This is a genomic window from Promicromonospora noduliphila (genome assembly GCF_056951025.1).
In genome coordinates this window covers 1,029,877-1,045,283 of the sequence record NZ_CM167806.1, presented here as the reverse complement: position 1 = coordinate 1,045,283, position 15,407 = coordinate 1,029,877, and the positions used below count along the sequence as shown (strand labels likewise).

Genomic DNA, 15,407 nt, shown 5'->3' with positions numbered 1-15,407 from the left:
GAACCTCAGGTGGCCGACGGCGGCGGCGTCGGCCACTCGAGCGCGTCGGCCGCCCAGGTGTCGGGACGGCCGATCCGCATGAGGGGCCTGGTCAGGGCGAGGGCGACGAGCAGGCAGGCTATGGCGCCCACCATGACCCACAGCGTGGCGCCGATGCCCCAGCCCTCCAGGAGCGCGCTGCCCAGCACGGGCGCGGCCGGCGCGGCGACCAGGCCCGTCAGCGCGAGCAGCGAGGTGGCCCGGCCCATCATGCGGTCGGGGATGATCACCGTGAGGTAGCCGGTGAAGCCCGCGTTGAGCGCCGGGTAGAGGAACACACCGACCGCCAGCATCGAGACGAACACCCAGTACGTCGGCGCGAGCGCCATGACGACCAGCGCGCCGGCGAGCAGGCCGACGGTCAGGATCCCGAACCGGCCGACCCGGGTGCGCTGCACGATCGGGCCCGCGACGATCGCGCCCGCCAGCATGCTGATGCCCGCGCACGCGTCGACCAGCCCGATGAGCCGCGGGTCGGTTCCGGTGCGCACCAGTTCCAGGTTGATGGCCACGATCAGCGCGATCGAGGTGAGGTTCAGCAGCGTGATCAGCACGAGCACCGCTCGGAACAGCGGAACGGCGCCCACGAAGCGCAGGCCCTCGCGCAGGTCGGTCAGGGGGTGGGTCCGCTCGGTCCGCTCGCCGTTGAGCGGCTTGCGCACGAACGAGATGGCCACCACCTCGATCGCGTGCCCGACCACGGACGCCACGAACGGCAGCACGTGCGCCATGCCGTACAGGAACCCGCCCACGGGTCCCGCGAACAGGGCCACCGCCGCCATCCGCCCCTGGTTCACGGCCATGGCGCTGGCCATCTGCTCGGCCGGCACGACGGCGCGCAGCGCGCCGCCCGACGCCGGGTTCACGAACGCGCTCACCATCGAGGACCCGAACAGGACGACCGCCAGGTGCCACGCGCTCAGGGTCCCCGCGAGGCCGGCGGCCGCGACGGTCGCCCAGAGCGCGGCGCCCGTCGCGGCGGCGACGAGCAGCAGCAGACGCCGGTTCACCCGGTCGGCGACGACGCCCGCCGGGAGCGTGGCCAGCAGCGCACCCACCTGGCCGACGCCGCTGACCAGGCCCGCCTGCCCCACCGAGCCGGTGACCTCGAACGCCAGCAGCGGTATGGCGAACGTGCCGACGCCGGCCCCGATGGCCTGCGCGAACCGCCCGGTGGTGAGCAGGAGGTAGGCCTGGTTACGCCGAAGCGGAACACCGGACGGCGGGACAGCGGTCGGGGCCTGCGGCGCTGGCGTCTCTGCGGTCACGCCGCACAACGTAACGGTCGGGCACGTCGCTCGGGTGAAATGTCCACCGTGACGGTCTCGCAGGCGACGAGCCGCGACGCGCCGCAGGGAGGTGCCGGCTGGGCTGAAATGCGTTCGGCAATGCCCCGGCTTTGCGGGCTGAGCTGAAGAGTTCAGCGCAGGCGAATTAGTCGTGTCCAGAGTGAACAAGATTCAGCGGACCCGGCACCTACGCTTCGAGCGAGCGCAACCCGGACGCGGCTCGATCCGAAAGCCCCACCGCGGCGGCGGCTCAGCGGCCGATCGACGCCTTGCGGCCTGCCACGTAGAGGCCCTCGCGGGCGATTCGGCCTACCGTCTCGACCAGCAGGGCGCGCTCGGCGACCTTGACGCGCTCGTGCAGCGTCGGCTCGTCGTCGTCCTCCAGGACCGGCACGGCGGCCTGGGCGATGATCGGACCGGTGTCCACGCCGTCGTCCACGACGTGCACCGTGCAGCCGGTGACCTTGACGCCGTGGGCGAGCGCGTCGCGCACGCCGTGCGCGCCAGGGAAGGAGGGCAGCAGGGCGGGGTGCGTGTTGACGATCCGGCCCTCGAACCGGCGCACGAACGTCGGCGCGAGGATGCGCATGAAGCCGGCCAGCACCACGAGGTCTGGCTGGAACACGGCCACGGCCTCGGCCAGCCCCAGGTTCCACGCGGGCCGGTCCTCGAAGTCCTTGGTGGAGACGACGACGGACGCGACCCCGGCGTCCCGCGCCAGGTCGAGGGCGCCCGCGGCGGGGTTGTCGGTCACCACGCCGACCACCCGCGCCCCGTAGGACGCCTCCTCGTGCGCGGCGAGCAGGGCCGCGAGATTGGAACCGAGCCCGGACACCAGGACGACGACGCGCTGGGCGGACGTGGACTCGACGGGGTGACCGGAGGGTGTCTGCACGAGGTCAGCCTACTTTCCGGCGTCGGCCCCCGGTGCCCGGTCATCTGCCTGCTGCGTCACGTCCCCGATCGGTGCGGCCGGGCGCCCCGGCCCGCCGAGTGGCCCCGGCTCATCACCCAGCCCGAGCTCTGCCGCGAGATCCCGCGCGCCGTCTTCCGACGCCCCGTCCTCCGGCCCCGCATCCTCCGGCGCCACATCCCCCGCACCGCCGTCGGCCCGCACCGGCGCCGGGCGGCGCAGCCACGCCACCAGGTCCTCGCCGAGCTCGCCGCGCCGCGCGACCACGTCGAGCTTCGCGCCGAGCAGCACCGCGGCCGCTCCCCCGCCGACCTCTGCGGAGACCAGACCCGCCGTCACCAGCGGGTTCGCCCCGACCTCGGACAGGCGGCCGGGGCCGCCCGCACCCGACGCCGCCCACTGGCCCAGCAGCACGAGCACGGCGGGCACGCACACGATGCCGCCGAGCACCCAGCCGACGTCGGACCACCGGACCAGCGCCGGCTCCAGCCGCCGCCACACGAACAGGGCGGCCACCACACCGCACGCGATCACGAGCAGGGGTGCCCAGGCGCTGACCGGGTTCGCCCAGTCGGCCCCGGGCAGCGCCCCGAGCAGCGGGATCGCGGGCAGCGGTCCGGAGACCAGGCCGAACGGCGTGAAGCTGGTCTCCTCGCCGACGGCGAAGCCCGGCCCGGCGAGCCACGCGAGCGCCCACAGCACAAGGTTGGGCAGCAGCGCGAGCTGCGCGACGGCGAACACGATCCCGCCGGTCCAGCCCGGTTCGAGCGCGTTGATGATGTCCGACGACGTCGCGCGCCCCGCCAGCGCCCACGCCCCGACCAGCAGCGCGGCCCCGCCGACCAGCAGCGCGACGGCGACTGTGCCGCCGCGCAGCCCGAGGCGCAGGGTCGCCGGGACCAGGTCGACGCCGGTGAGCCGGAGCGCCAGCTCCTCGGCGCGCTCGCCGATCTCCGCGGGAGTCGGGGCGTCCGGCCGGGCCAGGATGCCCAGCGCCATGCCGAGCCCGCCCATGACCAGGCCGCCCAGGGGCGCCAGGGCGAGCGACCAGCCGGGTGCGCTGCCCGCGAGGGCCGCGACCGCCGTCGTGCACAGGGCGTAGGTGACGGTGCCGGCGGCCCAGGCCCGGACCGACGTCGTGGCGAAGCGCTTGGCCGAGGCGTACGTGGCGAACAGCGCGAGGGCGGCGATGCCGAGCGGGGCGAGGGAGACCGTCACGCCGTCGGCCGTGAGCGGGACGCCGTGGCCGAGCAGCCAGATGCCCATCGCAACGTCGACGGCGGAGCGCACCTGGGCGCCGTCGTCCGGGGCGTCGGCGGACAGCGCGGCGGAGCCCACGAGGTAGGCGACGACGGCCGGGAGCACCACGACCGCCAGGGACAGCACGAGGGCCTGCGCGGCGGAGAGGAAGCCCGCGACGAGGTGGGAGAGCGCGAGCGGCCGCTCCTCCGGGGTGGACGGCTCCTCGACCACGCGGCCGCGACGGGCGGCGGGACGGACGCCGGCCGGGCTACCGGCCGGGCGGCTCGACCGGGCGCCGGAAGTGCTGGCGCCGGAGGTGCGAGGGGTCGTGCTCGGGCGGGGTGGTGCGCTCACCCGCCAATCTTCACCCGCTCGTCGGCGTCACCACGGGGATCTGCTCCGGCGTGGCCCGGGGTGAACCCGGGGAAAATCACGGCGAGATATGGAGTTTTCCGCACGATCCGGTGTAAAAGGCCGCTTCGCGCGGCCGTGCGCACCGCCCGCCCGCGGCGCGCACGGCCCGCCCGCCGCGCTCCGTCCGCCCGCTGCGGACGCGCCACAGGCCAGACGCCCGGGTCACGCGGGTGACCCGGGCGTCCGACGCGGCTACCACAGCGTCAGAGCGACTGCAGGATCTCCCGCATCAGCGCGGCGGTCTCGGACGGCGTCTTGCCGACCTTCACGCCGACGGCCTCAAGGGCCTCCTTCTTCGCGGCGGCGGTGCCCGCCGAGCCGGACACGATGGCGCCGGCGTGGCCCATCGTCTTGCCCTCGGGGGCGGTGAAGCCCGCGACGTAGCCGACGACCGGCTTGGTGACGTGCGCCTTGATGTACTCGGCGGCGCGCTCCTCGGCGTCGCCGCCGATCTCGCCGATCATCACGATCGCCTTGGTCTCCGGGTCGTTCTCGAAGGCCTCGAGCGCGTCGATGTGCGTGGTGCCGACGATCGGGTCGCCGCCGATGCCGATGGCGGTCGAGAAGCCGAAGTCCTTGAGCTCGTACATCATCTGGTAGGTCAGCGTGCCCGACTTGGACACGAGGCCGATCGGCCCCTTGCCCGTGATGGTGTGCGGGGTGATGCCGGCGAGCGACTCACCCGGGGTGATGATGCCGGGGCAGTTCGGCCCGATCATCCGGGTCTCCTTGCCCTGCAGGTAGGCCCAGATCTCGGCCGTGTCCTGCACGGGCACGCCCTCGGTGATGACCACGAGCAGGCCGATGCCCGCGTCGATGGCCTCGATGGCGGCGTCCTTGGTGAAGGCCGGGGGCACGAAGACGACGGAGACGTCCGCGCCGGTCTCGGCCATGGCCTCCTTGACGGTGCCGTACACGGGGAGCGTGACGTCCGCGCCCGTGGCGTCCTTGTGGGTCACCGTGGTGCCGGCCTTGCGGGCGTTCACGCCGCCGACGATCTGCGCGCCGGAGTCCAGCATCAGGGCGGTGTGCTTGGCACCCATGCCGCCGGTGATGCCCTGGACGATGATCTTCGAGTCCTGGTTCAGGTAGATCGACATTGTCTTCTGGTCTCTGCTTTCGAAGTCTTCAGCGGGCTCAGGCGGCGGCCGCGGCCTTGGCGGCGGCGAGGTCGGCGCCGCCGTCCATGGTGTCGGCGAGGGTGACGAGCGGGTGGTTGCGCTCGGTCAGGATCTGGCGGCCCAGCTCGACGTTGTTGCCGTCCAGGCGGACGACCAGCGGCTTGGACGCCTCGTCGCCGAGGATGTCCAGCGCGCCCACGATGCCGTTGGCGACCTCGTCGCACGCGGTGATGCCGCCGAACACGTTCACGAACACGGCCTTGACCTGCTCGTCGTTCAGGATCACGTCCAGCCCGTTCGCCATGACCTTGGCGTTCGCGCCGCCGCCGATGTCGAGGAAGTTGGCGGGCTTCACGCCGCCGTGCTTCTCGCCGGCGTACGCGACGACGTCCAGGGTGGACATGACCAGGCCCGCGCCGTTGCCGATGATGCCGACCTCGCCGTCGAGCTTGACGTAGTTGAGGTCGTTCTCCTTGGCCTTCGCCTCCAGCGGGTCGGCGGCGGCGGAGTCCTCGAGCTCGGCGTGGTCCGGGTGCCGGAAGGCGGCGTTCTCGTCGAGCGAGACCTTGCCGTCGAGGGCGACGATCTCGCCGTCCTCCGTCCTGACCAGCGGGTTCACCTCGACCAGCGTGGCGTCCTCCGCCTTGAAGACTGTCCACAGGGTGCGGATGACCTCGGCGACCTTGCCCTTGATGTCCTCGGCGAAGCCCGCGGCGTCCACGATCTCGGCGGCCTTGGCCTCGTCGATGCCGACGGCCGGGTCGACGGCGATGCGGGCCAGCGCCTCGGGCCGCTCGACGGCGAGCTGCTCGATCTCCATGCCGCCCTCGACGGAGCACATGGCCAGGTAGTTGCGGTTCGACCGGTCCAGCAGCACGGAGAAGTAGAACTCCTCGGCGATCCGGGCGCCCTGCGCGACCATCACGCGGTGCACGGTGTGGCCCTTGATGTCCATGCCGAGGATCTCGCCGGCCTTCTCAGCGGCCTCCTGGGGCGAGTGGGCCAGCTTGACGCCGCCCGCCTTGCCGCGACCACCGGTCTTGACCTGGGCCTTCACGACGACGGTACCGCCGCCCAGCTTCTCGGCGCCCTCGCGAGCCTCCTCGGGGGTCGTCGCGACAACCCCGCCCAGCACGGGCACGCCGTGCTTCTCGAAGATGTCGCGCGCCTGGTATTCGAACAGGTCCACCCTGCTGCGTCCTTCCATCGGGATGCGGCCCAGGACGTCGGTATCGCCCGGAGCCCGGCTGAAGCGATGTCTCGACGTCAAGACACCCCGGTACAGGGTAGCCCTCGATCGCCCGTGGTTCCGAACGGAGCGGCGGTTTTCCGCGGCTCGGCACCACGGGCGTCGGGGTGCGCGCGGTCACCTGCGGTACTGCGCGAAGAACTCCCAGATCAGCTCGGACGCCTCGATCTCCTGCGTGGCGGTGTCGTCGTTGCCGCCGGGCCAGCTGTGCGTGCCGCCGGCCACCTTGTAGAGGACGACGTGGGCGCCGCCGCGGCATGTGGTGTACGTCTCGGCGGTCACGTGCTCGGTGACCGGCCGGACGCTCGGCCCGGTCTGGCAGCCGTTCATCCGCGCCCACGACTGCACGGCGAGCTGAGTGGTGTAGCCCCAGCGCTTGTCGCCGTTGCCCTGGTACGGGTTCACGGTGTCGGCGTCGCCGTGGAACGTGATGACCGGGACGCTGCGCTCCGGCGCGCACGACTGCAGCTCGACCGCCGCGGGGTCGTCGGGCGAGGGGCGGCCGGCGCGCAGACCGGCGACCGGCGCGATCGCCGCGACCTTGTCCGGCCGCGCGCAGGCGTACGCCGACGCCATGCGGGCGCCGCCCGAGTGCCCGGTCGCGTAGACGCGGTGCGGGTCGGCGCAGCCGAGGCCCACCATCGTGTCGATCACGGCGGTGAGGAACACGACGTCGTCCCGCGTGTCCGGCGGCGGGTACGCGCCCGCCGTCGTCGGCACGCCGGGCACGTTCCAGAACCAGACCTGGTTGGGGTTCGGGTCGGCGGCCGGGATGACGCCGTTCGGCGCCACCGTGACGAACCCGTGCTCGTCGGCCGTCAGGTCCAGGTCGTTGTAGGCAGAGATCGATTCCGCGTTCCCGTTGCTGGGGTGCAGGTTGAGGACCATCGGCAGGGCGTCGCCATGGTGCCTGGCACCTTGGGCGACGTCCGGTACGTGCACCCGGACGGGGTAGGCGACGCCGTCGAGCTCGACGTCGACCTGGCTCGTGCCTGCCGGCACGGTGCAGTCCCTGGCGGGCGCGGCCGCTTGTTCGGCGCTTGTCCCGACGGCGGCTTGTTCGGCGCTTCCGACGGCGGCTCGTTCGACGGCGGTCTGTCCGACGGCGGTCCGCTCCGCGGCGGTCTGTTCGACTCCAACCTGTCCGACGGCGGCGTGCTCGGTGGCCTCGGCATCGTCCCCGGAGGTTGCTGCGGTGCTGACCTGGGCGGCCCCGGTCTGGACGACACCGCCGGTCACGGCCGCGTAGGCCGGTCCTGCCACGATCGCCGTGAGCGCGGCCAGGGCGGCGATCCCGCGCCCCAGGATGCGAGTGCTGTGCATGAACGACTCCCTCGTCGTGAGTGCGCCCGTCGTCGGACGCCCGGCACCCCCCTGGTGTCGGCCCGTCGAGGCTACCCCCACTTACAGACCTGTCAGCAACCCTGGCCGCCAGCCGAGCCTCGCCACGCGCCAGACGCTCGGATCACCCGGGCGGCCTGAGCGCCCGACGCATCAAGCTCCAGCCACGCGTCAACCAGAGTTGACAAATTCAGGCATTGTCAACCATAGTTGACACATGACCCAGCAAGCACTCGCCGCATCCGCCGCCGGGGACGACCCCCGGGAGGGGCTGCGCGCCGTCCGGGCCCTGCGGGAGCTGGCCGACCGCCTCGAGACGCTCCAGGTGGAGCGCGCGCGGCGCCTCGGCTGGTCGTGGCAGGAGATCGCGGACGCGCTCGGCGTCTCCCGGCAGGCGGTGCACAAGAAGCACAACAGGAGGATCTGATGTTCGAGAGATTCACGAAGGACGCCCGCTCCGCCGTCGTCGAGGCCCAGCTCGTGGCGCGCGAGGCGCACAGCGACCAGATCGACACCCGCCACGTGCTCGTGGCCCTCGCGGAGCAGGACGGCCCGGCCCGCACCGCCCTGTCCGACGGCGGCCTCGACGTGGCCGACCTCGTCGAGCGCGCCCGGGCCAGCATCCAGGCGGGCGACGCGCTCGACTCGGCCGCGCTGGCCGCCGTCGGCATCGACCTCGACGAGGTGACGCGCCGCACGGAGGAGACGTTCGGCGAGGGCGCGCTGGCCCGTGCGGGCCGCAGCCTGCGCGGACGCCGCAAGCACATCCCGTTCACCGCCGACGCCAAGAAGTCGCTCGAGCTGGCGCTCCGCGAGGCGATCCGCCTCGGCTCCAAGGAGATCAACGGCGGCCACCTGCTGCTCGGCATGACGCGCGCGGACTCGCCGGCCCACCGCCTCCTGTCCGACGCCGGAGCGGACGTCGAGCGCATCCGCCACCTCGCGGAGGATGCGGGCAAGGCGGCGTAACCCTCCCTTCGAGACCGAGGTTCCTTGGCTTTGCGACCCCTCAAAGCCAAGGAACCTCGGTCTCGAAGGGAATGGGATCGGGTCCGGCCCTTCGACGCCGCCAGCCCGCGCCCGAGTTGTCCGTCATGCGCCGCTACCATCGGGGGCCATGAAGCACGCCCGCACCGACGGCCCCGATCTCGCGTTCCGGCTCGGCCGCCGCGTGGTCTCCGCCGTCGCCGACGACATGTCGACGATGCAGCGCGTCGGCGCCGGTATCGCCGCCGCGCTCGTCGCCATCTCCCCGTTCGGGGCGTGGAGCGAGGTGGAGGCGCAGGCCGACCCGCTGCTGACCGGGACGCCGATCGAGGTGGGACCCTTCGAGGTGACCGTGGTCAAGGCCGCCACCGCCGACGAGCTCTCCTACCTCGTGCCGGCGCCGGGCAACCACATGCTCGCCGTCGTCGCGGAGGTCACGAACACCGGCGAGGTGCCCGAGTACCCCGTCACGCTGGCCAACGCGTTCCCGGCGCCCCAGAACGTGGGCATCATCCCCGAGACGCCGCTGGAGGACCTGGGCGCCGACACCGGGTCGGTGGCCGGCTCCGGGACCGGAGCCGACGCCGGCACCGCGCCCGACGGCGCCGTCGACCCGGCGGCAGATCCCTCCGCGAGCGCCGATCCCGAGGAGGACGCCGAGGCCGACGAGCCCGAGCTCCCGTCCGCGACGATCCTCAACGTCAAGGACTCGACCAGCATCAGCATCTTCAACCCGGGTGTGACGTACCGGGTGGCGCTGATCTGGGAGCAGAGCGGCCGGTGGTCGGGCGAGGTGATCCCGCTCGAGGTGGTGGAGCTGGAGTGGCTGGAGGAGAGCGCACTGAGCCTGGACAACGGCTACTGGCTGCCCGGCGAGGTCGCGCTCCGCGGGCGGATCCCGGTCGACACGGACCGGCCGGACGCCGGCGGCGGGCAGGCCGCCAACGAGGCGGCGGGCGAGCCGGCCGCGAGCGAGGCGGCGGGCGAGCAGGCGGCGGGCCAGCAGGCGGCGGGCCAGCAGACCACGAACGACGCGGCGGGGCAGCAGTGAGGCACCGGCGGAGGAGGATCACCTGGCAAGGCGCCGTGACGGTGCTGGGCGGGGTGGTGGCGGGCTGCGCCCTCGTGACCTACGTGCCGCAGGACACGAGCGTGGACGCGCCGTTCGTCGTCGAGGGGACGGTGGGCGAGACCCTGGACCTGACCTACGCGGAGCTCACGGTGACCGAGGTGCGGGTCGCCGACACCCTGACGGGGCTGAGCGAGGCCGCAGCGGCGGGCGGCACGTTCCTGGTGGTGGACGCCACCTGGCGGGCCACGCAGGGCGACACGGCGTTCAGCGGGGCCGAGGTCACGGACGCGCAGGGCCGCACGTTCTGGCCGACCAACCTGGCCGGCTGCTCGCCCGCGGCCAGCGCTGAGCCGGGCTACGCGTGGCGCACCACGTACTGCTTCGACGTGCCCCGTGACGCGCTGGCGGGGGCGACGGTGCGGCTCGCCCGCGGCGACCAGAGCGAGGAGCACGCGGGCCAGCGGCGCGACGCCGTCGCCGTCGTCGACCTGGGGATCTCCGCTCAGCAGGCCGACGAGCTGTGGGAGGCGGAGGAGACCGTGTCGCCCGAGGAGCCCGGGTACGCGACGGCGAGCGCAGGAGGTGACGAGGGATGACGACGCTGGTGACGCCGGCGGTGCCGGGCCCGGGTCAGGGAGCGGGGCCTGCGCCGAGCCTGCCTCCCGGCATGCTGCCGGGCGCGATCCCGCCGGGCACCCCGCCGCCGGTGCGACGCAAGGGCTGGTGGCGGCTCAACGTCGTCTGGCTAGTGCTGCTGCCGGTGGCGGTCGTGGTGGCCGCGGGGGCGTCGTCGTTCCGGGTGTGGGCGTACTGGTGGCCCACCGGCCTGCACCACGAGGTGGACCGGGTGGCCCTGGGCGAGCCGGCCCACCTGGCCGGCGAGTACTACGACCTCGGCCTCGACGTGCCGGAGCGGGAGAACACCTGGGTGCTGCGCGAGATCGACGCGACGGTGACGGGCGTCGAGCGGGTGGACCGGCTGCCCGCGCCCAGCTACGGCGACCCGGTGACGATCCCGGAGGGGTCGGTCGCGTACGAGATCAAGGTGCACTTCGCGGCCGAGCCGCAGACCGACCTCTCGCTGTGCCAGATCATCCTCGTGTCCGCGGAGGGCACGCGGTACGGCGAGTCGACCACGGACATCCTGGGCAGCTCCAACCGCTGCGCGACGCCGGACGCCGTGGGCTTCGTCAGCGAGCAGCCCGAGTGGGACGTCACCTCGTACGTGATCGCCGACCCCGGCGCGGAGATCACGCAGGTGCGGCTGGGATTCGGGGGTCCGGAGTACGTGACGGTCGACCTGCCGTAGCTGTGCCCGGACGTGCGGCGGCGGGGCCGACGGCGTCGTCGTCCTCCTCGCGGACCACCAGGCCGCGCTCGACCAGGGCCTCCACCGTCGCGGCGATCAGCGCCGCGGCGAGCGCCAGCGCGATGGCGAGCCCGGCCGCCGACTCCATGGGGCTGAAGGCGAGCCAGGTGTCGGTCTCGACCGGGCCGGTCACGGCGCGCAGGAGCCAGCCGAGGCCGTACGGCACCCGCATGATCACGAGATAGCCCAGGCAGAACACGAGCATGGGGCCGAGGCCGCCGCGCACGATCAGCTTGAGCCCGTCGCCCAGCGCGGCGAACCGGGCGCGCAGGTCCTCGGTGAGCGACTCCAGCACCGAGCGCAGCCCGCGTGGGAGCCAGGTCATGCGGTCGAGCCAGCGGTGCTCCGTGGACGGCGGTTCCATCAGCTTGTGCCCCAGCACGACGGCGCCGATGGCGAGCCAGGCCAGCGGCGCGACGAGGACGACGTCGAGCGACTCAAGAACCGACACGAACCCGTCGACGACGAAGGTCGCCGCGGCGTTGCCCGTCTCGCCCACGCTCTCCTGCGCGGCGCCGGCCACACCGACCGCCGCCGCGACGAGCTGCCGGTCCGCCGCCACGTCCCACAGGCCGAGCTCGATCTTCTCGATCTGGCCGGCCACCTGGTTGGTCCAGTAGATCTCCAGGCACCCGCCGAGCACGGCGAGGCCGAGGAAGTGCAGCTTGCCCTCCAGCCGGCCGAGCAGCCAGCGCAGCACGAACGCGGCCGCGACTATCGCGATCAGGGTCCAGCCGTTCCAGACGCCGAGCCGCGCGATGAAGTCGACGCCCTGCGCGCTGAAGGCGTCGTTGAACAGCTCGTCGGCGGCGGCCTCGTTGATGAACCGGTCGCGGTCGGCGTCCATCAGGCCCTCGACCTCGTAGACGACCAGGAACGGGACCAGCACGGACAGGGCGATGTCGATGAGGTGCCGCTCGCGGCCCTCCGACGGCATCATCGGCGTGCGCGAGGCGGGCAGCATGCCGGGGACTCCGGGAGTCGGTGCGGCGGGGCTCGGCGCGCTCAGGCTCGGCAGCGACTGCCGGCAGACCCACAGCATGCCGATCACCGGCATGAGGTACCCGAGCGGGCTGATGATGAGCAGGAGCTGCGCCACGAACGAGTTCCACTGGCTGAGCTCGACGGCGCCCCACATGGCGCCGTTGCGCACGGCGACGCCGAGCAGGCCGAGCGTCAGGAGCGCGGGCCAGTGCGCCACGAACAGGCGACCCGCCGAGACCAGGATCCTCATGGCGACACATAGTGGCCTAAAGCGGGCGCGGGGCGCCAAGCCGTTTCAGGGCTCGGCCGGCCGCCGGCCCGCCGCGGAACCGCGGCCGATCAGCCCAGCGCCGCGAACGACCGCTCCACCAGGTCCGTGTAGACCTCCACCCCGTCCAGGTTCGGGTGCGTCGCGTCCGAGTGCAGCAGGCCCGGCCGCTTGCTCACCACCGCGTGCCAGTCGGCCACCGCGACGTTGGGGCGGCCCGCCGCTATCCGGTCGAGGGTCTTGTTCGCGTCGGGTATCCAGTAGCTGATCCCCACGCTGTTGACCACGACCACCCGGCGGTCGGGCCCGATCATGTCGAGCACCCGTTCGGCGGCGGCGACCGAACCGTCGAGCTGGAAGCCCGCGTTGGTGCCGAAGTTGAGCAGCACCGTGTCGCGCAGGCGGCCCTCGTGCTTCGCCGTCCGGATGATGCGCACGGCGTCGAGCCAGTCGGTGCTGACGACGCCCCGGACGTACGCCCGCGGGTAGCGCGCCAGGATGGTCGGCGTGGCCGCGGCCAGCACGGAGTCGCCGAAGGCCGAGACGTGCGCCCCGCCCTGCGCGCCGAACGGCAGCTTCTGTCCGGGCCGCGGGTGGTCGGTGCGGGACGTCGGGTCCGGAGCGCCGGCCCGCCCGGCGTCGTCCTGAGCGCCGGGCAGCGCGGCGGCCTGAGTGTCCGTGGCCTGCGCGTCCAGACCGGCCTGGACGCCGGCCGCGATGGCGAGCTCCGTCGCCGTCCGCCCGGGAGCCGACGCCACCGAGGCGCCCGTGCCGAACACGGCGAGCACCGCCACCACGACCGCCGCCTTCGGCACGACGGCGGAGGAGCGCACCGCGCCGAGCAGCGCCCGGCCGGAGCCGCGGAACCCGAGCCGCCGCACGGGCACCTCCACCCACCGGTACGACGCCGCCGCGACCAGGAACGTCAGCACCACGGAGAGGCCGACGCCGACGCCCAACCACGCCGTGCCCGGCTGCGCGCCCACCGCGGCGGTGACGACGCAGGCGACGGGCCAGTGCCACAGGTAGATCCCGTACGACCGGTCGCCCACCCAGCGCAGGAGCGGCGTCTCCAGGACGGCGACGAACCAGGTGGGCTCGGTGCGCGCCGCATCGCACGCCAGCACCAGGACGAGGGCCAGCAGCGACGCGGCCAGGAGCCCGAGCGGGTAGGTGAGCGGCGAGTCGCTGCGCAGCAGCAGGAACATCGCGACCAGCCCGGCCAGCGCGAGCGGCGGCACCACCCGGGCGCGCACGCCCTGCAGCACCGGGGAGGCCTTGGCCCAGCGCAGTGTCATCGCCGCGCCCAGGAGCAGCCCGAACGTGTGCGTGTCGGTGCCGTAGTAGACGCGGGTCGGGTCGACGCCGGTGCCGTAGGCCGGTGTGAGCAGGAGCGTCATGGCCAGCGCGGACCCGAGCGCTGCCGCGACGACGACCCGCACCCGCCAGGCCGCCGAGCGCACGGTGATCAGCAGGACCACCAGCAGCACCGGCCAGGCCAGGTAGAACTGCTCCTCGATCGCGAGCGACCACAGGATGCGCAGCAGCTCCGGCTGGGACTCGTCGAAGTAGTCGGTGCCCGCTGCGATCTCCACCCAGTTGGTGCTGAACGTCAGCGCACCGAGGAGCTGCCGGCCGATCCCGACGGTGAGGTCCGGCTCGACCAGCCGCGCCACCGGGATGCTCGCGACCAGCACCAGCCCGAGGGCGGGCAGCAGCCGGCGCGCCCGGCGTACCCAGAACCGCGGCAGCCGGATCCAGCTCGTGCTCGCGACCTCGCGCAGCAGCAGCGTGGTGATGAGGAACCCGCTGATCACGAAGAACACGTCCACGCCGAGGAACCCGCCGGGAACCCAGGCGGGCGCCAGATGGAACGCCACGACGGCGAGCACGGCGAGCGCCCGCAGGCCGTCCAGGCCCGGGATCCGCGGGCCGTGGGCGGTGGCCGGGTCCGGTTCTTGTTCTGACCTTCGAGCCGGTGTCGGGGCCGTCCGGGCGACCGGAGCAAACCGAGCGCCGTCGATCAGGACCATGCAGCGGACGGTACCGAAACTGGCCGACGCGTAGAAGTCCGGAATGTGAACCCTGTCCCCTGGCTCTCCTGCTCTGGCGTTGCCAAAATGGGGTGGTCCCCCATATCGTGGCCGAGCCAATAAACCGGGGTAGCACCCCACTTAACCCAGGAGGCAGCATGAAGGTTCTGGTCATCGGCGCGACGGGCAACCAGGGCGGGGCCACCGCCAGGGCCCTGCTCGACCGCGGGGTCCAAGTCCGTGCCCTCGTCCGCGACCCGCACTCCGCGAAAGCTCAGGCCCTGAAGGAGCGGGGCGCCGAGCTGGTCATCGGCGACCTGGACGACGTCGCGTCGCTGCTCGCAGCGGCCGAGGGGGTGGACGGCCTGTTCTCCATCCCGTACCCCGACGTCACGAACCTGGCGGGCGATGCGGAGGTGGCCCGAGGCCGCAACGTGGTCGAGGCCGCCCGCAAGGCGGGGGTCTCGCACGTCGTGCACAGCAGCGTCTCCGGCGCCGGTGAGTTCCACCGCAACCAGCCGGGCTGGGCCGAGGGTCGCTGGGACAAGCACTACTGGGAGAGCAAGGCCGCTGTGGACGAGGCGGTTCGTACCGGCGGCTTCGAGCACTGGACGGTGCTCAAGCCGGCGACCTTCATGGAGAACCTGACCGGCTGGTCCTACCTGTTCGGGGACTGGTCCAGCGGCACGATCATCACCGGGTTCGCTGCGGACACCCGGATTCCCTGGATCGCCGTCGACGACATCGGGGAGGCCGCGGCCATCGCGTTCACGGAGCCCGGCAGGCTCGACGGCATGGACGTCGAGCTCGCCGGCGAGATGCTCACGATGACCCAGACCGCCGAGATCCTCAGCGAGGTCACCGGCCGCACGATCAGCGCGCCCGTGCTCACCCCGCAGCAGGCCGTCGAGCGCGGCCTGCTGCCCGCCATGGTCAACACGGTCGAGCAGATCAACGCGAACGGCTCGCCCGCCCGGCCGGAACACGCCCGGGCCCTCGGCCTGCCCACCACGGACTTCCGCACGTGGGCCCGGCGGACGCTGGTCTGACACCCTTGCCCGGCAGCCACGGCTGAGCCGGCTCTGA

At 73.1% G+C, this 15,407-nt stretch carries 14 protein-coding genes; 6 read left to right on the top strand and 8 right to left on the bottom strand.

All coding sequences use genetic code 11. From position 1 onward, the window contains the following. Positions 1-5: 5 nt before the first annotated feature. The 6 genes from AC0QU1_RS04545 to AC0QU1_RS04520 all read right to left on the bottom strand — a co-directional run bounded on the left by AC0QU1_RS04545 (position 6) and on the right by AC0QU1_RS04520 (position 7,590). Positions 6-1,307: an MFS transporter gene (locus AC0QU1_RS04545; protein WP_483574698.1), complete on the bottom strand. Its 1,302-nt coding sequence runs from the start codon at positions 1,305-1,307 to the stop codon at positions 6-8. Between the two features lie 271 nt (positions 1,308-1,578). Then, positions 1,579-2,223: a phosphoribosylglycinamide formyltransferase gene (gene purN / locus AC0QU1_RS04540; protein WP_483574697.1), complete on the bottom strand. Its 645-nt coding sequence runs from the start codon at positions 2,221-2,223 to the stop codon at positions 1,579-1,581. A gap of 9 nt (positions 2,224-2,232) precedes the next feature. Further along, the gene (locus AC0QU1_RS04535; RefSeq protein WP_483574695.1) at positions 2,233-3,837 is read right to left on the bottom strand and encodes a cell division protein PerM; all 1,605 of its coding nucleotides are present in this window, start codon (positions 3,835-3,837) and stop codon (positions 2,233-2,235) included. 263 nt (positions 3,838-4,100) lie between these two features. Then, entirely contained in the window at positions 4,101-4,997 is an 897-nt protein-coding gene (gene sucD, locus AC0QU1_RS04530; RefSeq protein WP_483574693.1) for a succinate--CoA ligase subunit alpha, read from the bottom strand. A 37-nt stretch (positions 4,998-5,034) separates the two neighbouring features. Beyond that, positions 5,035-6,207 (bottom strand): ADP-forming succinate--CoA ligase subunit beta, encoded by a 1,173-nt coding sequence (sucC, locus tag AC0QU1_RS04525; RefSeq protein ID WP_483574691.1) that lies wholly within the window; start codon positions 6,205-6,207, stop codon positions 5,035-5,037. A gap of 177 nt (positions 6,208-6,384) precedes the next feature. Beyond that, positions 6,385-7,590: a CE1 family esterase gene (locus tag AC0QU1_RS04520; protein WP_483574689.1), complete on the bottom strand. Its 1,206-nt coding sequence runs from the start codon at positions 7,588-7,590 to the stop codon at positions 6,385-6,387. Between the two features lie 235 nt (positions 7,591-7,825). On the opposite strand from AC0QU1_RS04520, the gene AC0QU1_RS04515 reads away from it, so the two are divergent. The 5 genes from AC0QU1_RS04515 (at position 7,826) to AC0QU1_RS04495 (ending at position 10,976) form a co-directional block, all read left to right on the top strand. After that, the gene (locus AC0QU1_RS04515) at positions 7,826-8,035 is read left to right on the top strand and encodes a helix-turn-helix domain-containing protein (RefSeq protein WP_483574687.1); all 210 of its coding nucleotides are present in this window, start codon (positions 7,826-7,828) and stop codon (positions 8,033-8,035) included. Continuing rightward, on the top strand, positions 8,035-8,577 hold the full coding sequence (locus tag AC0QU1_RS04510) for a Clp protease N-terminal domain-containing protein (RefSeq protein ID WP_483574686.1): 543 nt from the start codon (positions 8,035-8,037) through the stop codon (positions 8,575-8,577). Before AC0QU1_RS04515 ends, AC0QU1_RS04510 begins: the two co-directional genes overlap by 1 nt. A 148-nt stretch (positions 8,578-8,725) precedes the next feature. Next, positions 8,726-9,646: a hypothetical protein gene (locus tag AC0QU1_RS04505; protein ID WP_483574684.1), complete on the top strand. Its 921-nt coding sequence runs from the start codon at positions 8,726-8,728 to the stop codon at positions 9,644-9,646. A gap of 35 nt (positions 9,647-9,681) precedes the next feature. Next, a complete protein-coding gene (locus AC0QU1_RS04500; RefSeq protein ID WP_483574682.1) occupies positions 9,682-10,263 on the top strand; it encodes a hypothetical protein in 582 nt (193 codons plus the stop codon). Continuing rightward, the gene (locus AC0QU1_RS04495) at positions 10,260-10,976 is read left to right on the top strand and encodes a hypothetical protein (protein WP_483574680.1); all 717 of its coding nucleotides are present in this window, start codon (positions 10,260-10,262) and stop codon (positions 10,974-10,976) included. Before AC0QU1_RS04500 ends, AC0QU1_RS04495 begins: the two co-directional genes overlap by 4 nt. Here the strand turns inward: AC0QU1_RS04495 and AC0QU1_RS04490 are convergent. Together AC0QU1_RS04490 and AC0QU1_RS04485 are read right to left on the bottom strand one after the other, a co-directional pair. Beyond that, a complete protein-coding gene (locus AC0QU1_RS04490; RefSeq protein ID WP_483574678.1) occupies positions 10,918-12,270 on the bottom strand; it encodes a hypothetical protein in 1,353 nt (450 codons plus the stop codon). The genes AC0QU1_RS04495 and AC0QU1_RS04490 overlap by 59 nt on opposite strands. A gap of 89 nt (positions 12,271-12,359) precedes the next feature. Next, positions 12,360-14,321, bottom strand: coding sequence for an acyltransferase family protein (locus AC0QU1_RS04485; protein ID WP_483574676.1), 1,962 nt, complete (start codon positions 14,319-14,321; stop codon positions 12,360-12,362). A gap of 158 nt (positions 14,322-14,479) precedes the next feature. Between AC0QU1_RS04485 and AC0QU1_RS04480 the strand changes: the two genes are divergently transcribed. Continuing rightward, the gene (locus tag AC0QU1_RS04480; protein WP_483574674.1) at positions 14,480-15,370 is read left to right on the top strand and encodes an NmrA/HSCARG family protein; all 891 of its coding nucleotides are present in this window, start codon (positions 14,480-14,482) and stop codon (positions 15,368-15,370) included. Positions 15,371-15,407 lie beyond the last annotated feature (37 nt).

Excerpts from the sequence above, each read along its gene's own strand:
- AC0QU1_RS04510 (WP_483574686.1), top strand. The coding sequence starts at position 8,035 with ATGTTCGAGAGATTCACGAAGGACGCCCGCTCCGCCGTCGTCGAGGCC.
- AC0QU1_RS04485 (WP_483574676.1), bottom strand. The coding sequence starts at position 14,321 with ATGGTCCTGATCGACGGCGCTCGGTTTGCTCCGGTCGCCCGGACGGCC.
- AC0QU1_RS04490 (WP_483574678.1), bottom strand. The coding sequence starts at position 12,270 with ATGAGGATCCTGGTCTCGGCGGGTCGCCTGTTCGTGGCGCACTGGCCC.
- AC0QU1_RS04495 (WP_483574680.1), top strand. The coding sequence starts at position 10,260 with ATGACGACGCTGGTGACGCCGGCGGTGCCGGGCCCGGGTCAGGGAGCG.
- sucD (WP_483574693.1), bottom strand. The coding sequence starts at position 4,997 with ATGTCGATCTACCTGAACCAGGACTCGAAGATCATCGTCCAGGGCATC.
- AC0QU1_RS04480 (WP_483574674.1), top strand. The coding sequence starts at position 14,480 with ATGAAGGTTCTGGTCATCGGCGCGACGGGCAACCAGGGCGGGGCCACC.
- AC0QU1_RS04520 (WP_483574689.1), bottom strand. The coding sequence starts at position 7,590 with ATGCACAGCACTCGCATCCTGGGGCGCGGGATCGCCGCCCTGGCCGCG.
- AC0QU1_RS04505 (WP_483574684.1), top strand. The coding sequence starts at position 8,726 with ATGAAGCACGCCCGCACCGACGGCCCCGATCTCGCGTTCCGGCTCGGC.
- AC0QU1_RS04515 (WP_483574687.1), top strand. The coding sequence starts at position 7,826 with ATGACCCAGCAAGCACTCGCCGCATCCGCCGCCGGGGACGACCCCCGG.